Source organism: Clostridium nigeriense (assembly GCF_050585245.1).
GTDB classification, from domain to species: domain Bacteria; phylum Bacillota; class Clostridia; order Clostridiales; family Clostridiaceae; genus Clostridium; species Clostridium nigeriense_A.
In genome coordinates this window covers 600,219-606,525 of sequence record NZ_JBNOOF010000002.1, presented here as the reverse complement: position 1 = coordinate 606,525, position 6,307 = coordinate 600,219, and the positions used below count along the sequence as shown (strand labels likewise).

General features: G+C 28.7%; 6 protein-coding genes and 1 riboswitch. All 6 genes read right to left on the bottom strand.

Annotated elements, in window-relative coordinates; all coding sequences use genetic code 11:
• Window positions 1–207: 207 nt before the first annotated feature.
• Window positions 208–642: a GNAT family N-acetyltransferase gene (locus ACQPUY_RS06160; protein ID WP_430840244.1), complete on the bottom strand. Its 435-nt coding sequence runs from the start codon at window positions 640–642 to the stop codon at window positions 208–210.
• Window positions 643–774: 132 nt separating this feature from the next.
• On the bottom strand, window positions 775–1,185 hold the full coding sequence (locus ACQPUY_RS06155) for a hypothetical protein (RefSeq protein WP_430840243.1): 411 nt from the start codon (window positions 1,183–1,185) through the stop codon (window positions 775–777).
• 235 nt (window positions 1,186–1,420) lie between these two features.
• On the bottom strand, window positions 1,421–2,275 hold the full coding sequence (locus ACQPUY_RS06150; protein ID WP_430840242.1) for a GNAT family N-acetyltransferase: 855 nt from the start codon (window positions 2,273–2,275) through the stop codon (window positions 1,421–1,423).
• Between the two features lie 281 nt (window positions 2,276–2,556).
• Window positions 2,557–3,882, bottom strand: a complete 1,326-nt coding sequence (locus tag ACQPUY_RS06145; RefSeq protein ID WP_430840241.1) for a nucleobase:cation symporter-2 family protein — start codon at window positions 3,880–3,882, stop codon at window positions 2,557–2,559.
• A 91-nt stretch (window positions 3,883–3,973) separates the two neighbouring features.
• A riboswitch (purine riboswitch) is annotated at window positions 3,974–4,075 on the bottom strand.
• A 48-nt stretch (window positions 4,076–4,123) separates the two neighbouring features.
• Window positions 4,124–4,891: a YoaK family protein gene (locus ACQPUY_RS06140; RefSeq protein ID WP_430840240.1), complete on the bottom strand. Its 768-nt coding sequence runs from the start codon at window positions 4,889–4,891 to the stop codon at window positions 4,124–4,126.
• A 34-nt stretch (window positions 4,892–4,925) separates the two neighbouring features.
• Entirely contained in the window at window positions 4,926–6,296 is a 1,371-nt protein-coding gene (locus ACQPUY_RS06135) for an MATE family efflux transporter (RefSeq protein WP_430840239.1), read from the bottom strand.
• Window positions 6,297–6,307: the final 11 nt, after the last annotated feature.

Genomic DNA, 6,307 nt, shown 5'->3' with positions numbered 1-6,307 from the left:
CTTCACTTCTTATTTTTCCATATATAATCAAGTTTAATCACTAGCCCCAGCCGTCGCTTTTAGCGATTTAGTTCTATATTGGAATTACGCACTAAAAAATACAGATATTCCTTTTGAATAATACGGTATTTTAATTATATTTTTAATTTTATTCTCATTATCTCTTTAAAGGCTCTAACCAACAAACTGGAATTTATTGATTACTTTTTATTCTAATATCATTTCTATATGAGGTATTCCATCTTCTAAAAATTCATCTGATATTTGATTGAATCCAAACTTTTCATAAAATTTTTTAGCATAGGATTGAGCTTCTATTTTTATTTTATCTGCATTCATATTTTCTTTTGCAACTTTTATTCCTGCTTCAATTATTTTATTGCCTAAACCTATTCCTCTTTCTGTTGTTAATACTCGACCTATAGATACTTCTTCATATGAAATACCTTTATCTAAAACTCTTAGATACGCTTTTATCTCATTTTTATCTTTTAAATATATATGATATGCTTTTTTATCTTTTTCATCTATTTCTTGATAAGCACATTCTTGCTCTACCACAAAAACATTAACTCTTATTTTTAATATTTCATACAATTCTTCTGTTGATAATTCATCAAACCTTTTTATAAATAGTTCCACCTTATCACTCCTAGTAAATTCTAATTTATATAATTCGAAGTTAATACTATTAACATAATTTTTAATACCATAGTATTCAATTTTAAAAGAACAAATTTTATTAACTACTTCGCAATAATTTAAGAATGCGTATTATTCCATAAAAATGGTATAAAATTTATTCAAATCAATCGTACCTTCCACAATCTTATACTTACTACTACTTACAACTAAATAATCATTGTCGAACAAAGTGATTTCTGAACCATCATTTCTCTTGATGTCGACTTTATAAGAATAGTTTTTCGGTAATTCACCATCATATTTTTTTAAAGTATATCTTGATAACTTTGGTATAAAGTCGTCTATAAGATACTGATTCTTTGTACCTGACTCAATTTTTTTATCATTCACAGTAATTGATTCGTAATTACTTTGAACTAAATTAACTACTTTAGAAGCATCAATCTTTTTAGGTGTAACTCCCCATAAAACTAAACAACAAAGAACAACGATACAAATAATACATACTGTTATTTTCTTTTTCAAAGTATATTCCCCCATTAAATTAATTCACCATATAATACAACTATGAATATTTAAAGCTTTTTGCTTATCGCAACTTTACGATTACATAATTACTTTTTTATCCTACATTTTTTATCCATGTCATACATACTTTTGATAATCCCTAGTACTACAATACCGACCTGTCCAAAAGTTATATAATTATAAAATTTACTACTCAGAAAAACTCCAACAATCCCTACAAAGATAGCTAATAGCCCAGTATCCCAATTTAAACAATTCGATAATCGTAGTTATCCTCTAAAATCTTATATCCTATTTTCTTATAAACTCCATTGGATATTGGATTTTTCTTGTCCACGAAAAGACTGCAGAATTTATTGCCTCTGCTTAGATAGTCTTTGCTTAAATTATATACTATAGCTAATCCATAACCTTTTCCTCTAGTTTCTTCACTTGAGTAAACTAAACTTACTGAGACACCATTAACAAGCTGCCTTGTAGCTGCTATCATAGCCATTGGTCTATGTTTCTCATCTTCGAAAATATAAATACTCTTATTTTTAATTCTTTCATCCAATTTGTCTTTAAACTCTTCATAGGATATTTCTTCATCTAATGCTTCCTTGGCAAATTTTATGTTCCAGTCTATTAATATATCCTTATCTTCCAAGGTAGCTACTCTAAAATTTCCTTTAGGTAAAACAAGTTCTTTATTCAGTTCAGTTATCTCCATAATATCCATAGCTAAATATTCTTTAAAAGTACACCCTGTTTTGTATTCAAAATATTCTGTGAATTCATTGCAGATTTTTTTATTGGCATTAATACCTTTTAAAGCTATCTTATCTTTTATAAGGTAATTAGCCAAGGACTTAACAGAGTCTAACGTATCATTATCTAAATTATAAATTAAAAGATTATATGGTTTTACATTAGCAAATATAAGTTTTATATTATCTTCTTCATCCTCTATTCTTCCAAATATCACTTCTTTATTAGTCTCTTTTTCTTTATTTACAAAAGCATTATGAAGAATTAATTGAGTTACAGACTCCTTTTCTAAAAGTAATTCTTCATTTTCATTTAAAAAACCTTGTACTGTATCGTATATCTTTATTTTCATATCCTAGCCCCCTAAAATTTAACTACTTAAATAAATAAATTACAATTGTATATTAAGTTATTTGTTTGATTATAACATATTTTACATTAAATTATATCTAATTATAAATAGCCGCATAATTAATTTTAAGATGTTCTCTAAGTTAATTATGCAGCTATAAATTATAGAAAGTTTATATTATAAATTTTTAATTTGTTATTCATGGTTCATTTAATTTGAGTAAAATTCAAATTAATATGTATGTGATATTTTAGAGCTTTTACAAAATTATTCTTGATATATTACTCTTTTTCTTCTTTTAATATTATATTTAATAATAATGCTACAATTGTTCCAGTTGATATACCTGAAGCAAAAATCATTTGTAATCCTTCTGGTAATTGAGAAATAAACTCTGGTCTAAATGTTACTCCAAGTCCTAATCCTATAGATGTAGCTATTATTAAAAGATTACGTTCAGTTATTTTTATTTTACTTAAAGTCTTAATTCCTGCAGCTGCAACAGTACCAAACATAACTATTCCAACTCCACCTAATACCGGTTGTGGAATGCCATTAATTATTGCTGCAATCTTTGGTAAAAACCCTAATATAACTAATATAACTCCTGCCATAACTGCAACATAACGACTTGCAACTTTAGTTAATGGTATTAGTCCTACATTTTGGCTGAAAGTTGTATTTGGAAGTGTACCTACAAATCCACCTATCATACTTCCAATTCCATCAGATAATACTCCTGCCCCTATTCTCTTATCAGTCATTTCAACATCTGAAACTTCTCCAATGGCTTTTAAACAACCTACTGTTTGTATTGCAGCAACAAAGTATGCTGGTATAAATGTAATAAATGCTTTTAAATCAAAAGTAACCCCGTATTCTAATATTTTAGGTATTGAAAACCAACTTGCTTCCTTAACAGCGGTAAAATCTACTAGTCCAAGTGGTATACATACGATATATCCAACTACCATACCTATAAGTACTGCTGCACTACTGAATATTCCCTTTCCATAACGATTTAACAATAAAGTTCCAATTAGCACTAGCATTGCAATTGATATATTTTTTAAACTACCATAATCAGCTGCACCACTACCTCCTGCCGCCCAATCTATTGAAGTTGGTATTAGAGTTAATCCTATTAAACATACTACTGTTCCTGTAACTATTGGTGGAAATAATTTTATTAAAGGTCTTATGAAATAACTAAGCACTACTTCAAATATTGAACCTAATATTGTTGCTCCGATTATTCCAGGTAATCCTAGAACTGATCCAACTGTAATAGAAGGTGCTACAAAAGTAAAATCAGTTCCCATTATACAAGCTACCTTGGATCCTACCGGTCCTACTCCCTTTGATTGTATTATAGTTGCTATCCCCGCTGCAAGTATTGATGCACTTATTAATGCTGTTCCTGTTTTAGCATCAAAACCTAATGCACTAGATATAACTAGTGGAACAACAATTATCCCACCAAATGCAGCAAATATATGCTGCATTCCAAATAATATTTTTTCTGCCATTGACGGATTATCATTAACTTTATAATTTAATTTAATTCCATCGTTTATTTCTAAGTTCTCCATGATTTCATCCTCCATTGTTTAAATAAAATTAAAAAGCACCTCGCTATCGAGGTGCTTGACTTAAAAATAGAAGTAAAATCACAAATTATATAAACACTTACCTTTAATCCTAAGTACAGTACCTCGTAGTCTGCTAATTTACGGTTAGCAGGTAGAAACTTTCGGTCCATATTACCGATGATATACGAGTTCTTTTAATCCTTATTTGTATTATACCTGAACATTTATATTATTTCAATAAAAATTGTTTGTGTTTTTAACAAGGAATATCATTATTTTTCTTAAATCTATATTCATCTATAACAAAAATAGTTTTAGATATTAATAAAAGTAGTGAGCAAAGCCATATTGATTTAACTCCCATATATAATGTTAATACTCCACCTAGAGAGGCACCAACTAAAAAAGATAGAATAATACCTAAATATCTTATTGTCCTAGCTAATGCCTCGCTATCCTTTTTAGTTATAGCTAAGTAAGCTGATTGTGATGCTGTTCTTAAATTTCCTGTACACATGGTAGTACTATAAGGAGAATCTACAAGTCTTCTAAAAGATGAAATTTGAACAGAGGAAACAAATGAAATAGTGCTTGTTACAAAAATATGAGGAATTGTATTTGGTATAAATCCTATTACAAATAAAACTATAGCCTCAATAATTAGTATTAATTTTTCTGCTTTTTCTGATCCTTCATATTTTCTTATTGAAACTTCTCTTATTTTTTCTGTGACTAATACACCAATTACAAATGCTAAAATCGGTATAGCTGCCATTAAAGTATTTTTATAATTCCCATTAGTAATACCTAATGCAACTAAAACTATATTACCAGTCTCAGCATTTGCAAATACCCCTCCTCTGCATATAAAAGTATATGCATCTAAAAAGCCACCAACTATAGCCAATATTATTCCTAATCTTAAAGATTCTGAAGTTATTTTATGACTGGGTACTTTCTCTCTAAAAGCTCTAAATATTCCTCTAATATTTACTTCTTCTCCTTCACTAACAATTGTTTTCATTTTATAGATCCCCCTTAGTACTTTTATATTTCTTTTAAACTTCAACTATATTCTTAAGCCATTTCTTTTTCTTATATCTTCTTAACCCTAATATAAATTTATAAACTTCCTCGATAGTTATCATAGCATAAACATAATAAATTGGTAATCCTAGAACTATTCCTCCTAAAAATGCAAAAGGTATTCCAACACACCAAACTCCTGTCATATCTAATAGTAGTGATGCTTTTGTATCTCCACCACTTCTTAAAACTCCTACTATATTTACTAAATTAAACATCCTAAATGGTAAATAACATACAAAAACAGTTAAACACTTTGTAATATTACTAGCTACATTTGATGGTACTTGGAATAGATTTATTAGTGGCTTTCTAATTATTATACACACTATTCCCATAACTATGGTAAGCATTAATTGCAGCACAAAAAAGCCTTTTGCATGTTTTTCAGCATCCTTTAGCTTATTTGCTCCTAGTTCATTTCCTAATATAACTGCTGTAGCTGAGCTAAGTCCTTGGAATATAACTACACAAATTTGTTCAACATTTTGGGTTATTGTAATTGATGCTACTGCTTCATCTCCCATTCTTCCATATACTAATGAATACATAGTAACTCCAAGTCCCCATATAAATTCATTTGCTATAACTGGTGAAACAGTTACAAAATATTTTTTTATAAACTCTTTATTAAAATCAACTAGTTCTTTTACTTTTGCAGCTGCAGGACCTCTGCTTATATATACAACAGATAAAATAGATGTACATTCAACTAATCTTGCAATTACTGTAGCAATCGCTGCCCCTTGTACTCCTAGCCTTGGTGCACCAAAATTTCCATATATAAAAGTATAATTTAAAACAACGTTAACTAAAATTGAAATTATACTTATAAATACTGGAGCTTTTACTTTATTAGTGGCTCTTAGTAATGAAATATAGCAATTAGTAATAGCTGTTAAAGGATAACTTAATGACACTATCACTAAATAAGATGCTCCAATAGCTATAGTTCCTTCACTTGGAGTAAATATTCTCATAACAGTTCTAGGTATAAAAAGTCCTGCTAACATGAAAACTATTGCTCCAGAAAGTCCTATAATAAGAGAAATTCCTAGAACTCTTCTAATATTTTTTATATCCCTCTTTCCAAAGTATTGTGCCGTTAATATAGATGAGCCACTAACTATACCAAATAGTAATAATGTAAAAACAAAAAAGACTTTATTAGCAAGTCCTACAGCTGCTATAGCGCTTTGACCTAAAGTTCCTATCATCATAGTATCTACAAGATTTAATGTTGTATTTAAAAGTGCTTGAATAGCAATAGGAATACCAATTGCCACTGTCTTTCTCAAAAATTTTTTATCTTCAAATATACTTTTTACGTATGTAATTTCCATAAAGCCTCCTT

Bases quoted from the DNA above. Each gene is read 5' to 3' on its own strand.
- ACQPUY_RS06155 (WP_430840243.1), bottom strand. From the start codon at position 1,185: ATGGGGGAATATACTTTGAAAAAGAAAATAACAGTATGTATTATTTGT.
- ACQPUY_RS06150 (WP_430840242.1), bottom strand. From the start codon at position 2,275: ATGAAAATAAAGATATACGATACAGTACAAGGTTTTTTAAATGAAAAT.
- ACQPUY_RS06145 (WP_430840241.1), bottom strand. From the start codon at position 3,882: ATGGAGGATGAAATCATGGAGAACTTAGAAATAAACGATGGAATTAAA.
- ACQPUY_RS06140 (WP_430840240.1), bottom strand. From the start codon at position 4,891: ATGAAAACAATTGTTAGTGAAGGAGAAGAAGTAAATATTAGAGGAATA.
- ACQPUY_RS06135 (WP_430840239.1), bottom strand. From the start codon at position 6,296: ATGGAAATTACATACGTAAAAAGTATATTTGAAGATAAAAAATTTTTG.